Raw genomic sequence first — 20,904 nt, forward strand, 5'->3', positions numbered from 1 at the left:
TGAGGTTAAGAGTGAGGCTGAGGTCGGGATAAAAATAATGAGCGCCCAAAACGGACGCTCATTATGATACAGTTTTATATGATTATTTCCTGATTTTCTTCGTGATGTGCTCCCCGTCTTTCAGATGAGCTTTCACGACATAGATTCCTTCCTGTAACCGGTCTGCGCTGAATCTCAGCACCCTTTCTCTGCCCTGTCCAGAGATTACCAGCCTTCCTGAGGCATCATACACCTCCACCCTGCTGATGATGCGGTCGGAAGAACGCACTACAAAATCTGCGGCATCGCGGTAGATCTCAATCTGCCCCTTCACGGCCGTATCGGCAGCCAGCACCAGCGCCGGTGTATATACAATTTCGAAACGGTCGGTATATTCACCGGCTTCACTTTCGAATACATAATCCCCCTTCGTAAGGTCGGTGATGATGCCCATGGTTTTGTCTTTCAGATAAATCGCCTGTCCTCTGGCAAATTCCCCTTCTTCATCTACGGCCTGAATGGTGTAGCTTCCGGCAGTATAATGCCTTGTGCCGAGCGTCAGCACATCTTCAGCAGTAAAACTGCTTCTACCGTTGATGACCACTTTAGCATCTCCCGCATAGGTGAATAAAGCGTCGGAGGCGGAAGAATTCGGGATTCTGGTATCCTCGATTCCGAACTCGTTATTTCCTGCATCGAAATACGCAATGGCGTTCTGTATGGTGAAGCCATCGGCTTTTACAAGCTGCAGTCGGTAGCGGTTTCTCGGAGACTCTTTTCCGAAAAATTCAGTACCTGCATTGGTCGTGCGGCGCATGGAGTTCCTGAAGCTCAGCTGCGCTCCTGCCGCATTTGCCCTTACCATGAACCCCTGGCTTACTTTGATCACTCTGCCCGGTTTTTTCAATCCCTCAGGACCGCCGGTTCCGTTTCCTGGCGCGACAATTCCATATCCTGCGGTTGCGTCTGTAGCGGCATTGAAGATGGCGTAACTGTACCCCTGATAGGCACCACCCATCTGTACATAGATATCATTCACCACATTGTCCCAGAACCTGAACTCCGGATGAATGTTTTTAGTATTGGGGTCATTATATAGTTCCACGATATCCATATTGGAAGGATAAGGATTTCCCGCAAGGTTATATCCTCTTCCCGGAGTATAGGAAAGCGACAGGAGGATATCGCCGTTGTTCGGTTTGCCTTTAAATTGGGCTTCGTTGCTGGCGATACCCTCTGCAGGAACTCCTTCATAGGCCATCCTTGCTTCCCTTACCGCAAAACCTTTGGCCGGAATGCCATAGTCTGCCGGTACTGCATTAACAAAACTGTTGGTAGGCTCGCGCAATACGGTTACTGCCGGCACATTAGCGGCATCATTGCCAAAAATATGCTTCATGGTGAAAGGAGATACCAGCGCCACCGGTGAGGAAAGGAAATTATATTCCCGTCGAGATGGAGTCGAATTCGGCGACCAGGTAAATTCTCTTCTAACTTTGATATCGCCGGTGTTTTCTGCGTCTTTAAAGTTTTGCTTAAGGTTTCCGTCTGACTTTACAATCAGATCCCCGTAATTGGTAATTGCATTTTCAACCTGTACGTAAGTACCAGTGGAAACAGTTAATTTAGCTCCAGTATTTACGACACATTCACAGGTGTTAAAACTTCCGGAGATACTGGTATCATAATTTCCATTGATAATGGCTTTCTTACTTATCGTTGGCGGAGTTCCGTCACCGGACCATGCTGCACCGTTCCAGATTTTCGTAGAAGTGTTATCTACAATCATCACATTATCCAGAGCCCAAATTCTGGCATCGTTCGTGGATTTCATGACGATTCTTGTCAACAGCATTGCAGTTTTTGGAAGACCTTTAATAAAATAACGCGAACTGGGTTTAAAGGATCCGTTGTTGCCATTGGCTGCAATGATGGTAGGCGAGAACGATTCATCATAATTTTTTATATATTCCGGATTATTCACACCGAAAGGCCAACTTATCTTATTACTTGCGTTAATTCTTATTTGAGGATACCAAGTTGCGCCATTATCAGGGCTTACTTCAAATAAAATATAGTCTCCGGTCGCAGGACCTTCTGTGCTGGTATACCCAAAAGCTGCCAAATCGACTATGAGATAAGGATCTTCAGTTGCAGATAAATTTACTGCGTCAAAATTCACGGTTGTAAAGGCGTTAAATACCTGTAAAGACTGGCCGTCGACAAATTTATTAGCAAGGACTTCCTTAGCGTACGCCTTACCTCCTGTAATAACGGAAAAAGTATCGGGCTTTAAAGGATCCTCTGTCACGCTATACGTATAGGTGGGCGAAGCGGGGGTTGCCTCAAAATTCTGGATTCTAACGATACTGAAGCCATCACAGGTCGTGAAATCATTTACCGTACCCTTAATTCTAAAAGTGTAATTGGGTTTGATCGGATCATTGCTGGTGATCGTGATGGTAGCCCATTTATCTCCTATTGGATTTGATGCGTTGAAACGAACAGTAAATGATCTCGAAGCGCCCGCACCCAGATTTTCCTGAGAAGTTATTGGATTCAGGATCTCAAAAACACCTGTGGCGGTGTCATTTACGAGGGACATCCCCGTCACCTGCAGTGTCGCTGATCCCACGTTTTTAATCACGAATGTTTTGTCAATATAGTTACCATTGGTCGCTATTCCGAAATAGGTATTATCAAACTGTTCGGGAGTAGCATCTCCCGGATTGATTTCGATTCCATTTCCACTCACAATAATCTCGCGCTTTTTCGCTTTTTCTCCTGCCGTTATAGAATGGGACTGACCATCCGCAAAGAGGGTGGCTTTAATATTGATAACGCTGTTCTTGGGTTTTCCGTTTGAGCCTGACCAAGTTTGCGATTCGCTATCGAAATAGTAATTAAAAAATGAACTTTCAGTTCCTACTATATCACTTGCGTTATACGTCGCGTTTACCTCGTACTTGGGATTTGCACTTAGGGCAATGCCTGTCTGACCCAGCTCCCAATACCGGTCAAGATAATTGGTATCCGATTCAATTTTTTTCTTATTAAAAACTTTTACATGAAAATACCCATTTCCCGTGATCTTAGTTTTTAATTCAATAGGCGAATACTGCATACCATTGGTACTGTTTTCAGAATCCCCAACCGGAAAAATGAAAGAAGAAAAACTGCTGTTAACCGATTTCCTTAACACACCCCCATTATCCCCGTCAGCGATGATATAATTACTTGCTTGAGGTGCAGCCTGTACAATGGATCCGCCACCAGCAGATCCAATGGTCAAAGTACTTTTATACAGATCCAAAATACCTTTCTGTAAATTAAGCTGATTGAGAACAGTAAGATTGGTGCCGAGGACTGCGCCGATCTTTCCGGATTCACGGTTGATATTAAGATTCCTGATGTAACGGTCGGTTGCGAAACGTAACGTTCCGATGCTACCGTTCCCTAATATTGTCAAATCAGATGTATTTGCTGCGGTAAGCTCAGTTACTCCCCAAAACCTGCCATCCCCCGAAACGGTATTTGCAATTCCAGGTGTTCCTAAAGTAAGGAGCTTATTGTTGATATAAAAACGGTCCAGGTCGGATGTAAACTGAACAACATCACCACCTAAAGGCGCAGTAATGGTTAGATTATTATTTATTACAATCTGTGACCCACCTGATCCGTCTGCTGCCAATTTGACATAATGGAGCAACAACGGGTTAGTTGAATTAATCTGCTGCTGCGAAGCGTCCCTGGCAAAAACCACCGCCCTGTTATTGGGGTTAAAAACAGCCGCATCCAAGACAGAAAAGTTTCCCTTCAGATAGAGATCGTCCCCATAAGTGCCGCCTAGATTGACTTTTGCGTTATTCTGAACCGTAAAATTTCCCGAAACTCCCCTTGGACCGCTCAACGTAAGAGTAGTGGAATTTTGTACAATGACATTGTCCGGAACACCCAAGCCTGCAGTTACCGTATTCGTGCCCCCTCCCGTCCATTCATTTCCCGCAGGATAAGTTGTAGTGGTATCATATATCAAAGTTGAATTGCTACCATATATTGGAGTATCGGCAAAATACCCCCCGTTTTTAATCTGTACAATACCATTTAACGTTAAGGTATTACCCGTATTCAAATAAATTCCTGCTTCGGTTTGAAGATTTACAGAAATGGTCCTGCTCGTATGTAACTTAATCCCTCCGCCAGGTTTCACTACAACATTACGAGGCCTGGAAGCTTGGGGAATTGGCCAAAACGCCGCAGTATTAAAAACGTCGTAAATCGACGCACCATTATCAAAAACTAAAGTTGCGGCTGCATCGTAGGTAAAAGAAGTTCCGCCCGCAAATCCCCCGGTGTTGATCTGAAAACTGCCAATGACCATAGTCGCAGCAGTTCTCGTTATGGGTGAATTTACAGAAACAGTATGACCGGCGTTGATAATTACCTGTTCATTGTCTGCAGGAACCATCCCTCCTATCCAGGTGGTTCCTGAATTCCAGTTTCCGTCCTGGGCAGACTGGATCTGTGCGCCTGTTATTATTGATGCGAACAAAAGCAGAAGGAATAATCCTGCTTTAAGCGAAGGTAATTTTTCTTTCATTGTGTATATTATTTGTGTATGAAGCGCTTTGGGACACGCTCTTGTAAAGGTAACAAAAACCAAATTCATTCTTACCGTGTAATCACCCTTTTTATGAAAATTTTTAATAAGAACACTGTAAATAAAGTCTGAAAAGCGGTTTTTCTTACTTTTCAGCAAAGTTAGTTCAGCGCTGTGACAAAACCTGACAACCAGTGGATTTTTGAGTGGATGAGTGATTGAGTATTTGAGTGCATAGTGGTTAGTGGCCTCAGCCCGCTCTCCAAAGTGTCCGCAATTCCGAGATACGCGGGATATTGCAGGAGAGTAGTTGAGTGGATGAGTGATTGAGTATTTGAGTGTTGAGTAGTGGAATAATTGATTCCGCTCACCGCTCTGCGAAGTATATCCACTTCGAAGCCTTGTTGTAACGATACATCTGTGGAGACGCTTAACGCGTGACAAAACATAGGGCATAAAAACAGACAGATCGGTAAGACCTGCCTACTCCGCTTTCAACAAAAAAGCCCGGGAATTCCGGGCTTTATCAGTATGGTCTCAGATGGTTTACTTCCTGATTTTTTTCGTAAACGTGTCGCCTCCTTTCAGCCGCACTTTAACGACATAGACTCCATCGGTCATCGCTGAAGCACTGAAGCGGAGTTCCCTGGCAGAGCCATTTATCGTGATCAGCAGTCTTCCGGAAGCATCAAATACCTCCACCTTTTCCACGGTACGGTCTGCCCGAACGACAAAATCACTGCTATCCCGGTACACTTCCGTTGCGTTACGGCCAGAATCATCTGCAGCCAGGACCACCGCAGGTTTGTACACAATCTCAAAACGGTTCGTAAAGTCTCCCGCTTCCGTGGTGAAGGCATAATCACCCGCGGTAAGGTCGGTCACGATATTCAGGACTTTGTCTTTCAGATAAATGCTTTGCCCGTTGGCGAATACCCCGATACGGTCAATGGCCCGTATGGTATAGTTCCCCGAAACATAATGTTTGTTACCTAATGCAATTACATCCGTATCTTCAAATGCCGCCCGGCCGTTGATCACCGTTTTATCGGTACCGGCAAGGCTGTAGAAGGCGTCCGACGCTCCGCTGCTCGGGTGGCGCGAATCTTCAAGCCCGAAACTGTTGCTGCCTCCTTCAAAATAGACCACAGTATTGGTCAGATGCAGATCCGACGGGGTGATGAGCTGCAGGCGGTAGCGGTCTTTCAGAACCTCGCTTTTTCCGAAGAATCCACGGTCAGGCTGGTTAACGGTACGCTGGGTATTGCTGAAATTAAGGTCTTTATCCCCCAGATTTACTGCACGGATCAGGAAGCCCTGACCCACCTTGGCATAGCGGTAAAGACCGGCCACTTCTGTCGGCGTTCCAAGTGTTCCCGTATTGTTCCCTGCGTCACCTCCCGGTGCCGGGTTGCCTTCGTCGCTCAGCGCATTGTAAATTGCATAGCTGTATCCGTTGTAGGCACCGCCGTACTGCACGTAGGTATTGTTCACCCTGTTGTCCCAGAACCTGAATTCCGGCAGCATATTGGCGTCATTCTGTTCATAATAAAGTTTAAGGTCGAGGTTCGACGCATAAGGATTACCGATCAGGTTCCAGCCCCGTCCTGCGCTAGTTTTTGTTACCGTAACAGGGTGGCTGCCGTTGACCGGCTTGCCTTTGAAATGCGCCACCGAATCGGTATAGGTATCTATCGCCTCTTTCACGGCGAATCCCTTTCCTATGATATTATAGTCTGCAGTGGCGGCATTGACGAAAAGATTCGTGGATTCCTTCAGTACCAAAACATAACGGGTATTGGAGGCCGCCCCGAAGAGCATTTTCATGTGCTGACCTTCCACCGGTGAGGCCAGGTAATTGTATTCCTTTCTGTCATCGGTAAAGGTCATGTTTCTTTTCACCGTAATTTTTCCGGTATTCTGCACATCATCCACCTGCAGCAGCTGCCCGTCGTTCTCGATGGTGAAGTTGGTTTCAGTACCCAGATGAACCAGTTTTTTACCGGCCTGGATGTAATCTCCCGGGGCGATTCTGACATTTTTGCCTGCGTTTACCGTAAGATTACCTTTCGCAACGAGGTTATTGGAGACTTCGGTATCGAAATCATTATGCAGTTCGACCTCGTAAAAGATCTCAGGGTTAGCATGGTCATTTCCATTAATGATTTGGGGCGAATCACCCAGAAAACGTACCCTGCTGAAGCCCTCTTTGAAGGAATCCACCCCCGCAGCACTGTTCCAGTCGCCGTAAATATCAACATTTGCATAAACATTCGACAGGTCAAGAGAACCTGATCCCGTCACCGAAAGATCACCGTAAATAATGAGGGCGCCCGGACTGCTGCCCCCCATTTCTACAGAATTCCCAATGATGCTGAGATTTCTCACTTCCGCGGTATCACTGTAAAGATCTGAAAATGCGGCAGTCGTATTGATGACTGCTTTAACGGTGCCCGTACTTCCGGTAATGACATCCGTAAAACGGTCCGGAACCCTCAGGCTTTCCCAGTTACTGCAGTAAAACCAGTTGGTATCTGAAGTGGATACCCACGTTCCGTCGGGCTTTCCTGCCGTTCTTACGAAAGATCTTCCTGCCCTGCCGGAACTGAAGTTAGCCGGTTCGAGGTTATAACGCCCTGTACTGTAAGTCCAGTTCGGTGAACTGTTCACCGCTGACATGATTTCCCTGAAACTGCCGGAATGCAGTTTATCATTCTGATAATACCCTGAATTGGTAGTGCTTCCCGAGCCCTCAAGATTAAAGCACTCCAGGAATGCCGGAAGCCTGGAGGTACGGTCAGTGGATTTGCTGCCGCCGCTGTTCGCGGAAGAAAGTGGCACCCAGCCTGTTCTGTTGGTTAAACCGTGAAGCAGCGTTCCGTGGAGAATATAGTTGGCTTCACCCGGCTGAAGATCCCCATCGGATACAAAATCACCCTGTACCAGATAAATCTGGTCAAAACCTGAAGTGGAAATATTGGGTACCGTATCTGTACCGAAAGGGAGCGATGCACTGAAATCCGCTGTCCTGTCTGTCAGTACATTATCTGTCCCGATCACGGCTACAGAACTGAAAAACGCGGGTGTACCGCTGGTTCTGATCCTAAGCACCGATCCGGAAGCAATTGCCGTGCTGCCATTGTACTTAATTTTGGCAACGCCCGGATTTTCTTCTGCAAAATCACCGGAGCCACCCCATTTATCGGTACGTACATTAGCGGCAGCACCTGCTTCGTAGCGGGAATTCACAAAAGAGAACTCGGTCCCCGGTTTAATATCGGTCAGCGTAGCAATCAGATACTCATCATTGACACCACTGCCCTCATACTGACCGTCGTAGCCAACAAAAAAGAGTTCTCCCGGTTTAAATACGGTAAAATTATTATTAGGGATCACAGCTATTTCTTCGCCTTTACTCCAGGAGCTGCCGTTCCTTACAAACAGTTCTACGTAATACGTTGTGCCGTTGGCAAGTCCGGAAATCAGTACTGCATTTCCGCCGCCCTTATAAACGACCTGATTGGGTGCGGAATAAACAGCATTTGCGGTGTAGGCAGAACCGTCACCTGCAGGAAGAAATGTGATGCCTGCAGCAGTAGTCACCACCGCCATCACCTCATCAAAGCAGGCAGAAGAAGGATTGAGCCAGCTGATTTGGGCGCTACCGTCTCCCGGCGTAGCCGCAGGGAAATTCACATCCGGCACGCCAGTCACCTGAGTGGTCGTGGTAACGCCCGAGTAGAGCACGGCAGTACTGCCGTTTGCATTGTAGGCATAGAGTGCAAAAGTATAAGAGGTATTATTGCTTAACCCGGTGACGGTTACATTCGTCCCGGTGCCCCGGTAAACAACGCGTGAGTTAGGGGTGGTGCTTCCAAACGTAGGAGCTGCACCATAATTTAAATCAAAGGCCTGACTCTGGGCATTGATACCGCTGACCGAATGTGGAGTGGCTCCCTGTCTCATCACCAGAAGGTATCCGTCTGCACCGCCCTCAGGAGCATTCCAGCTCAACTGTTGGGTGGTTGCGGTAGTGCAGATTTTTGTAAAGGCCGTTGGTGTTTCCGGAGCCTTAAGCGTAGTCAGTTGTCCGGTCGCCGGAGAGACCAGATTGTAGCAGTGTGTAGCAGCATTGTATTCGTACACCGCAAAATGATAGGTTGAGCCACTGGTTAAACCGGTAAGATTTACCGCGGTTCCGGGGCCGCTGTACACGACAAAATTACTTGTCCCGATTTCTGTTCCGCTGCCGAAAGCAGTATTGGCCGTGTAAGCTGTTCCAGGTACAGGTTCAGCATCTACAGGAGCATTGGCTTTTGCAAGAACCAGCACTGCCTCGCCATTACCGCGGGTCCAGTTTACCGTTGCCGTTGTCGCTAATATATTGGTGGCTGAAAAGCTGGTGGCCTGCGCGGTTGGGGAAGTGCAGGGTGTGTAACAGGTCCAGGAAATATCGTCAACTACTACTTGATTACCGGTGATATTTCTTATTTCTACAATAACATTTCCTGTAATATTAATGTTATCTATCGTAAAGGTATACACTGTTGTGTCAGTACCGGAAGCACTTCCAAACTTAATTGATTTCCCCCTTGACACTCCGTTAACAAACAATTCAACCTGCCTATCACCATTTCCTGTGAATGCTTTTCTTAGACTACAGGTAAAACTTCCGATTCCACCGGATACAGTTGCGGAAGTGAGCTTACTGCCGGAGGATTGTTGTCTCAACATAATCCCTTTACCATTAATACCGTAAGTCGATTCGTCCCTTGATGCAATATAGCTCCAGGTGGTCATATCCCCAACAAATGAACCATCTCCATAGGATGCAGTCGCCGTTGAATTGGTAAAGGATTCGAAACCGCACGGCCCTGTGTACACCTCCCACTGCGCATAAAGCGTTTTATCTCCTAAGGTGCTCATGGTATAGGCTGCACTGTTGGCATACGCCGTTCCGGAACCGTCCGCGGCAGTATTCCATTCTTTAAAGGCGTAACCGGTTCTGGCAAATGCATTTGCTGTTAAGTTGGCGGTGGCGTGATAGGCAATTGGCTGATTGCTCATGGTACCCGTAGCGTCAGCATGGTTTTTATTGAAAATAATGTAATAGGTATTAGCGGTCCATTTAGCGTAGAGGGTGACATTTGCCGTTCCCATAGTGTACGCAGCACCGTCACCATATGCCACAATACCTCCGGCGGTGGTTGCCCAACCTGCAAAAGTATAACCGGTTCTGTTATATCCGTTCAGGTTCAGAGACGCGGTTGCATCAGTAGCAAGGGTCTGAACAGGAGTCGAGCCCGCGGTTGCTCCGTTACCGTTAAAGGTGATGGTATTGTTATTGGCTGTCCATTGCGCATACAACGTCTCATCTGCCGTAAAATCATATAGAGCCCCGTCGCTGTACGCAGTACCGGAACCATTCGCGACCGTGTTCCATCCGGCAAAAGTATAGCCGGCACGGGTAATTATACTGGAATTGGAGGTAAGAGGGGTTGGGGTACATGCCGTCTGTAGTGCCATAGAACCTGAACCACCGTTTGCGTTAAAGCTGACCGTTTTTAAAGTGGAAAGCCACCGGGCATACAAAGTCGTATCTGAATTGAGGGTTAAAGGGGCTCCGGGCGCATAAGACGTTCCGCTTCCATTAGCACCGGTATTCCATCCATTAAAAGTAGCGCAGGTTTTAATAAGACTGCCGGTATTTCCTGAAACGGTAACTGTACCACCTGCAGAATAAGACCCACCAGCAGGCGGAGTTCCACCGCTATTTCCGTTACCGTCATAGATTAAGGTGTAAGAACTTGGGTTTACGGTCAAAGGATAGCTCAAAGTCGCAGCACAGTAGGTGCTGCTAGCCGCAGTGGATGCGATAATATTAGCTGTTCCGGGTCCTACAAGCGTTACTTCACCTGTTGTCACATTAACTGTCGCCACACCCGTATTCGAACTGCTGTACGTAACAGCACCGGTGCTGTTGGTGGTGAAAATATTGGTAAAGGGTGCATCGCCCAGAGTTTTAGTAACTAACGCTGTTGCGAAACTTTGAGTGGGGGTAGTACAAGTAGAAGATACTATACCATTCACCTCAATGTCGTTGCCTGTTGCATCACCAGGACCACCACTTCCTCCAGTGGATTCAGCATAAGAATATAATCTGTATGTGACAGCAGATGTTGTGTTTCCCTGTGAAAATGCAAAAGTAAATTTTTGTGTAGAGGTATTATCAGTAACATTTTTTACTGTATCGAGATCGGATGCGTAACCATCCACCGAACTTCTTATTGCAATTTGCGTATTACCCGTTCCTGATCTTTGCCACTGTACAACAATAGATGACACACTAAACTGGTAACCTGAATTAGGAGTAATAGTGAATTCCATATACTTATTACCAGATACTGCGTTTGCAATACTTGTAACAGCCCAGTTTGTTGCATTAAATCTTCCTCCGTTTGCTGCAGCTGTTAAGCCCACTCCTCGCGATATGGTGGATGAAGATAAGTTGGCATCGTTAACATTTGAATTTGCTGTTGTTTCGTCTCCTGCTAATGCGGAAAATTCAAAAGTGAGGATTTGCCCCCACGCCGCGGTAGAAACAAAAAAGAATAGAGCTGCCAAAAGCGATTTACAGAAAGAATATAAAGCTGTTTTCATGGTCTAACAAATTTATTAAGAGACGGTTGCCATTATTTGGGAGAGCAAAATTACAAAATATTCAAATCGCTTTGCTGAAATTTTAAAAAATTTGCAAAGAATTATCATTTGGTTAACATCATTTCAAATAATCGTTTGCTACGGTTGAAGCATCCTCAAATATCGTATCATTATATTCTCTATACTTCATCAGGGTTTCGGGTGTTTCTTTTTCTGCATCTGCCGCTACATTCCGGATTTCTGCAGGGTGGCTTCGGGAGCCTCAGCCACCGACGCTTACAGCGTGAGAAAACGCGGGATGTTGGGTGCACGATAATGGGTGTCTGACTGATTCGTGATTGAGTAATGGAGTGGTTTGGTGGTTTAGTCGTTTAGTGATAAGGTAGTTTAGTGCTTAGGAAGTGAATAACCATATGATAAAGAGAGTTCCCTTCCCATGCTTTGGACAGACGCTTACAGCGTGACAAAGGCCTTCTTTGCAAAACCCGAATGATCAAGACACTTTTGTCACACCGAAGGGGTCTCACCGCGGTGAAGCCGAAACGATGCAGGCATTTACCCAATTACTCAACCACTAACCCATTAACCCACTCCAGCCGCCTTCAGGAGCCTCAGCCACCAGCAGAGCATTATTGATAAGTGATGAGCCATAAGTGATAAGTGATTAAGGGTGCTCCGGTCGGTTTGGAGATAGCTTCCAAAACCAAGCTTCCAGCTTCCCTCTCCCAGCTTCCAGCACTCAACCACTAACCCACTTGACCACTCACCCACTATCCCACTATCACACTATCCCACTAAAAAACCCCGGCTGAACCGGGGCTTCTGTATGAATATGGACAGGACTGCTATTTCCTGATTTTTGCTGTCATCACTTCACCGTCTTTCAGGGTGGTTTTCAATACATACATTCCATCTGCGAGACGGTCGGCGGCAAAACGGAGTTCTTTACCGCTGCCTTTCAGCGTGAAGATCAAACGGCCCGAAGCATCGTAAAGTTCCAAATAGCTGATTGCTTTATCCGAAGAACGGATGACGAAATCAGCGGCATCGCGGTAAACCTCAACCTTCGCAAGGTCTTTGGTGTCAGTGGCCAGCACGACACCCGGTCTGTACACGATTTCAAAACGGTTCGTAAACTCGCCGGACTCACTCGTGAAGGTATAGTCACCCTGAGTAAGGTCGGTGAAGATATTCAGGGCTTTATCTTTCAGATAAATGCTTTGTCCGTTAGCGAAGACTCCTTCGAGGTCCACTGCCTGAATCCTGTAGGTTCCCGCTGTAAAATGACGGGTACCCAGCGGAATCACATCACTGCTGTCGAACATGCTTCTGCCGTTGATGACCACTTTGGCGTCGCCCGCATAGGTAAAGAGCGCATCTGAAGCAGCGGAGTTCGGGATTCGGGCATCTTCAGGGCCGAAGGCATTACTGCCCTGAGGGAAATACGTCACCGCATTCTGCACCACGAAATGCGCCGCAGTACTCAGCTGAAGGCGGTAGCGGTCATGCTGCGACTCTTTGCCGTAGAACACCGATCCGGTTTGGGTGGTTTCACGCATGGTATTGTTGAATTTTATGCTTGCTCCTCCCTGAAGGGCCCGGATCATGAACGCCTGGTTCACCTTTATGATCTTTCCGGGTGCCTTCAGCGTAGTATTTCCACCTCCCGGATTCGGATCCAGTCCCGGAGCCGCCGTTGACGTCTCACTGATGGCATTGAAAATGGCATAACTATACCCCTGATAGGCACCGCCCATCTGTACGTACGTCGCATTCACGGTGTTGTCCCAGAACCTGAAGTTGGCATCGATTTCAGGAGTGAAGAAGTTGGTCACTGAGTTTGCATACAGCTTCACAATATCGATATTGGAAGGGTAAGGATTTCCGACCACATTATATCCTCTTCCGGCGCTGGTCCAGTCGAGATTAATACTGATGGTTCCATTGTTCGGTACCCCTTTGTATTCTGCCTCATTGGCGGCAATTCCCTGGGTCGGCACACCGGTAAAACTTGTTTTGGGTTCTCTCACCGCAAAACCTTTTCCTTGTTTGGTGTAATCAGCTGCCGTAGCGTTTACAAAAAGGTTGGTGCTTTCATTGAGTTTCGTTACGTACGGAACGTGCGATGCTACGCCGCCATAGATTTCCTTCATGTTCTGGTTGTACACCGGAGATGAAAGGAAGTTGTATTCTCTGCGGGTGGCATCCGTCGATCCGGACCATGTAAACAGACGTCGTACCGAAATAGGTCCCGTGTTAAGATTCGGATTCTCGTTAATCTGTTTCAGGTTGGCGTCTGATTTTACAATGAAATCGGTCGCTGCCCCGGTATTGACAATTGCGTCGGTTACCGTTAAAGAACCGTTGACCGTAAGTTTTCCGGTAGCCCCTGCAGTGGTTTCAATTCTGATGTTTTTGGCGAGTCCGGCAGTAGAAGCTCCTAAGATCACAGGAGTCCTGATCACCACACATTTATCTTCAGAAGGCACTCCATATGGCTTCCAACTGTTGGCAGTTGTCCACTGCGTCCGTCCGGGGAAATCCCATGTCTTATTATTGTTTTTTACAGTTACTGTACCGTCGGCAGTACATCCGTTACCGAGAGTAGCGGTAGCTTTCACCGTCCATTCGCTCCGATTTCGCAATTGATCGGCATTCGGTCTCACACAGATTTGGTCTGTTGCGCCGTTATAAGGGGTTACACAGTCGCTGTTATAAATAATCGCATCCCCATTGGTTACGCTCCAGTCAAACGAAGTACTAAGAGGCCTTTCACCATAAAGCCTCACCGCATCAACCCCGGCGATATCCCCTGACCACTGGTTACTTGCTCCGAAAGAAGAAATGACAAATCTCAGTTTGAAGTTGGCAGCGTTTTTATAGGCTGATAAGTCGAGCGATTCTTCTACCCATTTATTGGGAATCCCCACATTAGTTGTATATTTTTTAATTTCGGTCCAGGAGACTCCGTTATTTTGAGACACCTCCACACTGAAGTACTCAAGATCAGGGCGGATTCCTTCAAAGAAAGTGTACATATTAAATTCTAACCGCAGGTTTAAAAAATTCCTCGTATCGAAAGATCCCGTCTGCGTGAGCCTGTTCAGCCTGTTGGAACCACCACCTACATCGGTAATCGCTAAGGCAAAGCCGTCACCGTTCAGACCTGATGCTAATGCAGGTTTTATGACGGTATAGTCCGCTCCTGGAACATACACACTTGACCTTCTTTGCCAATACGCTCTGCTAATGGTTTCTCCCGCAGCCACATTAGTGAACACCCCTAATCCCGACTCAAAGTTTTCATTGATCACTTCAACAGTTTCCTTATCACCTCCTGCAGAGATACCTAAGGACTGTCCACCGGTATTATCACCGCAGAACTCTGCAAGGGTATTGTTAAAAGTGATTTCCGGCAAGGCATTGACTCTGGCCGTTATTTTAATTCGTTTTTTGGATTCACACCCATTTACAGCAGTCTGTGCACTCGCATAATACGTATGGGTTTCATTAATTACCGGCGTCTGCCATGATTGGGTTGATGCATAATTAACCACCGCTAACGGTACTGTTTCCGTTTCGGAATCATAGATATTTATCCTGGTTGCATTAGCAGCAGTAAAGTTAAAGGTAACTCTCCCGGATCCGCAGATCTGATTGGCAGTAACACCTGTAATAGCAGCTCCGCAGGAAGGTATAACCTGGAATAAATAATCCTCTGTTTCACCGGATGCAATATTCTGACACGAATTAAAACCTGAATTATCAGAAATCCTGATTCTTAATCTGTAATAACCGGGGGTTTGAGCTTGAGGAACGGTAAATCCGAAAACCGTAAAGCCAACTCTGGTAGTTCCGCTTGTATAAACCTGTTCACTGTTCTGAAACTGCCCGTCATTATTCCAGTCTACCCAGGCGACCATTGCACTTTCCCGGGTATTTTTTACACTCACATTTATTCCGGCACCCTGTTCCTGAATGGCACGGTCGGTCAAACCGGTAAAATCCTGATAGCCCCGTGGATTGCCATTTGTGAAGGTACTGGTATTATCAGTATCCCTTAAGGTTCCCTGAAACTTTACATTGGTGATATAATAACTGTTTGCCGTCGCCGAAGTTGGAGTACAGTAAGTAAGAGAAGAAATGGTAAATGGGACAGCCGCCGTATAACGGATAGCCCCACTATTAGAACAAATTATTGCCCTCCGGTAATACATAACTGATCCAGGTGGAAGATTCTCTGCATTAAGACTGGCCGTTTCACCCGTCTGTCCCGGAATATCTGTCCATCCCGTGCTGTTGGCAGTGGCCACGGTATTCATCTGCCACTGATAAGTGATTCCAAGACCTGCGGAAGCGCCTGTTACCGTAGCGGAAAAAGAACTTCCTGCCGCACCGGAATCTGGATTCAATACCGCAGTTCCTGCGGTGGGATTTCCCGAACATTGGGGGAGGGTATAGGTGATAATCACCAAACCATTTCCGCCTGCACTGTTAGATGCTCCACCCCAGCCTACGCCGGCTATATAGCCATCCTCGGTCATGTTTGGCGCCTGAGGGGCAGTACCATTTATGGTAAAATTTCCTGCGATGTTAGCTACCATTACTGACCCGGCACCGCGGACAATGTTAGAACCGCCACCGCCACCGGAAGATTTCCAGTAAGTGCCAAAAATCCACGGGTCATTACTACCATAACCGCCACCGCCGCCGAAATAACCGCCACCGCCGCCGCCGCCGCCCGCATCGTATTCCGAACTGAACCAGCCTCCTGTTTCGCGGGAGCCGGCACCGCCCTGCAGCTGCGTTCCAGCTGTTGCATTATTGGAATTGCCATTATTGGAGCCGGCAGCTCCTCCGGCAGCTGCAGTCCCTTTCTTACCTCCTGTACGGGTAGCGGTAATATCACCTGCGTTGGGATCGGTGGTTACTCCCGGAACTCCCGGCCCTCCATAAGCTGCGGTGCTGTAATATCCGCCGCCGCCGCCGCCGCCAGCCAATACTCTTACATTGTTAGCAGCAAGAGTTGTAGATACAAAAACAGCACTGTATCCGCCTCCGGAACCAGCCAGTTGGCCTGCATTACCGCCTCCCGCATATCCTCCGTTATGCAGTCCTGTACTATAAGTACCAGCTCCTCCTACGACGATATTCAGATTACTTCCGCCGGTGACGTTAAGTGTTGCTTTTACAAAACCACCAGATCCTCCTGAACCGGCGGAACCTCCACCTCCGGCACCCCATGCTTTGATTTCCACCGAGGTGACGCCCGCAGGCACCGTAAAGTTTTGGGTATTTCCCGTATATGTAAAGACTTGAGTCACCTGCGCCTCTAGAGTTGCCGCCAGGAAAAACAAACAGGTGATAAATCCGTGATAAATCAATCGGGTAAATTTTTTTTCCATAAGTGTAAATTTATGTGGTATTGATGTTTTTAAAAGAAAGCAAAACTTTAATTCGCAAAGTTAAAAATTAATATCTTATTTCTCATAAAACATGTTAAAAACAAAGTTTTTTTGGCTAAAATATCTATCTTATCTACTTAGTACAAGAATTCATAACATCCTGTCTGAAACCGAGAATATCATCAATAATTAAATCCTTCCATCAAATTTTCCGACGTAATTTTTCCGAAATAATCAGTTACATCAATAGCTAAATTGTTTTTTTTATACTGTGCACTTTTCTGTCGCCATTAAAACTTCTGTCATCCCAACGCCCGGAGGGATCTTGCAGATTGTTTATTCTTATAAGGTAGGTTCAGGATAAACATCAGGATTATGACCGCTTGGAGAGGAGCTGCAACGCTGTGTCTTGTAGAGGAAGCATGAACATGAAGATGCCTTAGTTTCCCAACCATCACCCAACATTTTTCCCTATTTTTGCAAAAACATTCCCTATGCTCATTATCGACTCGCCTTCTAACAACGCGTATTTTAATATCGCTTCCGAAGAGTATCTGCTCGGTCGTTTTCCGACAGAGGATATTTTCCTGCTGTATGTGAATGCGCCCTCGATCATTGTAGGGAAATTTCAGAATACCCTGGCTGAAATCAATCTGGATTATGTACGGGAAAAGGAAATTAAGGTGGTCAGAAGAATGTCGGGAGGCGGCGCGGTGTACCACGACCTGGGGAACCTTAACTTTTCCTTTCATACCCTGTTAGCAGATCACGATTTTGGTGATTTCTCGCAGTTTACCCAACCCGTCCTCCGGTTGCTGAACCGCCTCGGCGTGCCTGCCGCACTGCAGGGCCGCAACGACCTGCTGGTTGATGGAAAAAAGTTCAGTGGCAATGCGAAGCTTGCGAAAAACGGGAAAATGATTCAGCACGGCACCATCTTGCTGAACTCAGAAATGGAGGTTTTGGGAGATGCCCTGAAAGCCAATCCCCTTAAATTTATCGACAAAGCAACGAAATCCAACCGGTCACGGGTGACCAACCTCATCCATTATCTTCCGGAAGGCACGACCACGGAGCAACTCAAAAATCTGCTGACGGACGAAATTATCAGCAACAATCCGGGTGCGGAACGCTATGAACTCACAGCAGAAGATAAGGCGGGCATTGAACAGCTCATGAAGGAAAAGTATGAAACATGGGATTGGAATTTCGGCTTCTCCCCGAACTACAGTTTCCAGAAAGCGATCAAGGTGCCGGCCGGCTTCATTGAAGTGCACCTCGATGTCGTGAAAGGCACCATCGAAAAAGCCAAGATCTTCGGCGACTTCTTCGCCCCGAAACCCATCGAGGAACTCGAAGCCCGGTTGGTGGCGCTTAAACATGAAGAAGAGGAACTGCGTAGCGTGCTCGAAAACATTGATCTAACTGACTACTTTGGAAAAGTAACGGTTGACGAAGTGCTTACCGTTTTTAAATAGTGCTTACTGAAAATTTCCAGCAGTCTTTTACCCCTACCCCTAAAGGGAGTCTGCTGGAAATTTTACAAACGGAATAGAGGAAATTAAATTCACACCCTTTTTTATGCTGGGCCTGTCGAAGTAAGACCTGTGGAATGAATTTGATTTCCGGCAGCTAAATTGTTGTCACCTAAATCCTACTTATAATTGCAAAATTTTCCAGCAGCCTTTTAACCCCTTACCCCTAACGGGAGTCTGCTGGAAATTTTACAAATGGAATAGAGGAAATCAATTCACACCCTTTTTTATGCTGGGCCTGTCGAAGTAAGACCTGTGGAATGAATTTGATTTCCGGCAGCTAAATTGTTGTCACCTAAATCCGCCTGATAATTGCAAAAATTTCCATCAGTCTTTTACCCCTGCCCCTAAAGTGAAACTGATGGAAATTTTACAGACGGAATTGAGGAAATCAAATTCACACCCTTTAGGGTCGGGGAAATGAATTTGATTTCTGACAGCGTTAACCCTTCTCCTAAAGTCAGACAAAGAAATAACAGAAAAATTTCCAGCAGTCTATTACCCCTGCCCCTAAAGGGAGACTGACGGAAATTTTACAAACGGAATAGAGGAAATCAAATTCAGACCCTTTAGGGCCGGGGAAATGAATTTGATTTCAGCCGCTATAGGGTTGATTCTGGTCCTTTTGGTCAGAACTTCTGAAAATTCCTCCGCAGAGACTTCACGGTTTTTGACAAGGGTAGCAGTATAGCTGGTTTTCAACCCTCCAATGTGGGGCACCTGCTTTCGGGTTACTTTAAATTTTGCCATTATTAAAGGTTTTTGAGGTTGAGGATAGGGATGGGGATGAAGTTAATGTGAAGGTGAATGTTGATGCGGAGGCGGAGGTTGAGCTGACCTACTACTCCCGCCACATGCTTTCGACGTCGAAGTATTCTTCAACAAGCTTGAGTTCGCCGACATGATGAAGCAGATAATAAAAGGCATTGAGGTATTTTTCCTGGCTGTATTTCATGATTTTCTGATGTTCACTCTCTTTCCTGCCTATATCGATCTGCTTTTGAGTGAGAAACTCCGGCAGATCTGAAAAATAAGATCCATAATAATCCAGAAAGAACGATGAATCCCTGAAAATAATCTGAAGATTGCGGTCCAGATCTTTCATTTTTTCCTCCATCTCCTTTTTCTCATCCTCTGAAGCCGTCGCGCCATCGAATTTCTTCATTTCATTAAGGGTGTTCCAGTGTCTTTTAAACGGATCGATGATGTCCCGCTCCAATTTTTCAGTGATCCTTTGCAGACTGCGGTAAATGCGGTACACCTCATCAAGCTTCTCCCCTTTTTCGATACGCTGCTGCACTTTGATAAACTGTTCGATCATCCGGTCTTCCATGATCTCATTATAATGAATTCCGTAATGAGTCTTATAAAAATTCAGAATGACACTCACATCGTGCTGGGTCTTCTGACTCACGAGATGCTTTTTCGTCCTGCCACCACCATCAGACGGAGCAAAAAAAACACTTACATCCACGTCAAATTCTTCAGCAAGGATTTTCAGCACGTCGAAAGAAGGCTTGGTATTTCCGGCTTCCAGCTGAGTCAGAGCACTGCGGCTGATGCCGAGTTTTTCGGCAAATTCTACCTGAGTTAAATTTTTCTCACTTCTAATTTTCTTAATGATATCCTGAGCCTCCATTGTAAATTGTATTTTTTTTAAAACAAATGTTTTTTATTTAAAACATTTTATTATATTTGTATCGATGTAAAGATACATATTTATCTTTTCTGTACAAATTATTTAACATTAATTATTAAAAATATGACCTAAAAGAGCCGAACCGACCACCATTCCAGGTTCACCCTACAGCACAACGCGCCACGGCCGAATGGTAAAGCCCGGGCATCCAATCTTTTAATTTTAATTTTAAAACTGATCGTTATGATTACATTTAAAGCCGTCGAAAGACGCAATCCACAGCTGCCGGATGATCCGAAGAAGTTTTATCCACTGGTGAAGAGCACCGGAACCATCGATGTAAGAACCATTTCCGAAGAACTTTCGGATGCCTCTACGCTGAACAGTGTCGACATCCGTGCAGTGCTTTTCGGTCTGGAAAAATCCCTTCTGAAGTATCTGCAGGACGGATATATCGTGAAATTCGGAGATCTGGGAACCTTCCGCCCTTCAGTGAGCGGAACAGGAGCCGATACCGCTGATGAACTCACCGCCTCGAGCGTGACCAAGAAGCGCATCCTCTTCACGCCTTCTCCCCTGTTGAAACGTACGGTGGCCACCGCCCCGGTAAAAAAAGTTCAGGACGTGTAGCCCCACGACCTGAACAGATGGTTTTCAATAAGTCCCGGTTTTGCAGCCGGGGCTTTTTTGTGCCGTAAAGTTACCGATTTTTACCTGAATTCTGTACTTACGAAATTTTTTTTCGTACCTACGAAAGTTTTTTACCGTACTTACAAAATATTTTTTCCTCAGTACGCGCAAAGTTTTTTGTTCTTACGGATGTTTTTAACCGTAAAAAAGGCCAATTTTATGATGTAAAAAGATTTTTTTTAGGTGCGAATACGTAACTTCTTTGCCCAAAATCACATTTTTCCGGAGGCAAAAACTGAAATTTCCTGCCAGTTTTTACGTCAGTTTTGGCGGAAAATTAACCACCCCGTTCGTGTGCAGGCACACGGACACCCCTCCAGGGGAGGGGAATATACCGGTGTATAATGAGGCTGATAAATAATTTGTAACTGTCGGCTCTTACCGGAATCCCCCCTA

Annotated in this window: 7 protein-coding genes; 2 read left to right on the top strand and 5 right to left on the bottom strand. The window is 46.3% G+C overall.

All coding sequences use genetic code 11. The features are described 5' to 3' along the window. Positions 1-82: 82 nt before the first annotated feature. From CDW55_RS01660 to CDW55_RS01670, 3 genes are all read right to left on the bottom strand, one after another. Positions 83-4,579, bottom strand: coding sequence for a choice-of-anchor D domain-containing protein (locus tag CDW55_RS01660; protein WP_179285888.1), 4,497 nt, complete (start codon positions 4,577-4,579; stop codon positions 83-85). A 546-nt stretch (positions 4,580-5,125) separates the two neighbouring features. Further along, entirely contained in the window at positions 5,126-11,239 is a 6,114-nt protein-coding gene (locus CDW55_RS01665; protein WP_088468000.1) for an InlB B-repeat-containing protein, read from the bottom strand. Between the two features lie 845 nt (positions 11,240-12,084). Beyond that, positions 12,085-16,644 carry a GEVED domain-containing protein gene (locus tag CDW55_RS01670; RefSeq protein ID WP_088468001.1) on the bottom strand — a complete coding sequence of 1,520 codons (4,560 nt, stop codon included), beginning with the start codon at positions 16,642-16,644 and terminating at the stop codon, positions 12,085-12,087. A gap of 494 nt (positions 16,645-17,138) precedes the next feature. Between CDW55_RS01670 and CDW55_RS01675 the strand changes: the two genes are divergently transcribed. Then, a complete protein-coding gene (locus tag CDW55_RS01675) occupies positions 17,139-18,122 on the top strand; it encodes a lipoate--protein ligase (RefSeq protein WP_088468002.1) in 984 nt (327 codons plus the stop codon). Between the two features lie 567 nt (positions 18,123-18,689). Here CDW55_RS01675 and CDW55_RS01680 read toward each other — a convergent pair. Both CDW55_RS01680 and CDW55_RS01685 read right to left on the bottom strand, forming a co-directional pair. Then, positions 18,690-18,929, bottom strand: coding sequence for a hypothetical protein (locus CDW55_RS01680; protein ID WP_088468003.1), 240 nt, complete (start codon positions 18,927-18,929; stop codon positions 18,690-18,692). Between the two features lie 91 nt (positions 18,930-19,020). Then, a complete protein-coding gene (locus CDW55_RS01685; protein ID WP_088468004.1) occupies positions 19,021-19,818 on the bottom strand; it encodes a helix-turn-helix domain-containing protein in 798 nt (265 codons plus the stop codon). Between the two features lie 243 nt (positions 19,819-20,061). Here CDW55_RS01685 and CDW55_RS01690 point away from each other — a divergent pair, with 243 nt between their 5' ends. Further along, positions 20,062-20,448 carry an HU family DNA-binding protein gene (locus CDW55_RS01690; protein WP_088468005.1) on the top strand — a complete coding sequence of 129 codons (387 nt, stop codon included), beginning with the start codon at positions 20,062-20,064 and terminating at the stop codon, positions 20,446-20,448. Positions 20,449-20,904 lie beyond the last annotated feature (456 nt).

It is taken from the genome of Chryseobacterium sp. VAUSW3 (genome assembly GCF_002205795.1).
Lineage (GTDB): Bacteria > Bacteroidota > Bacteroidia > Flavobacteriales > Weeksellaceae > Kaistella > Kaistella yananensis.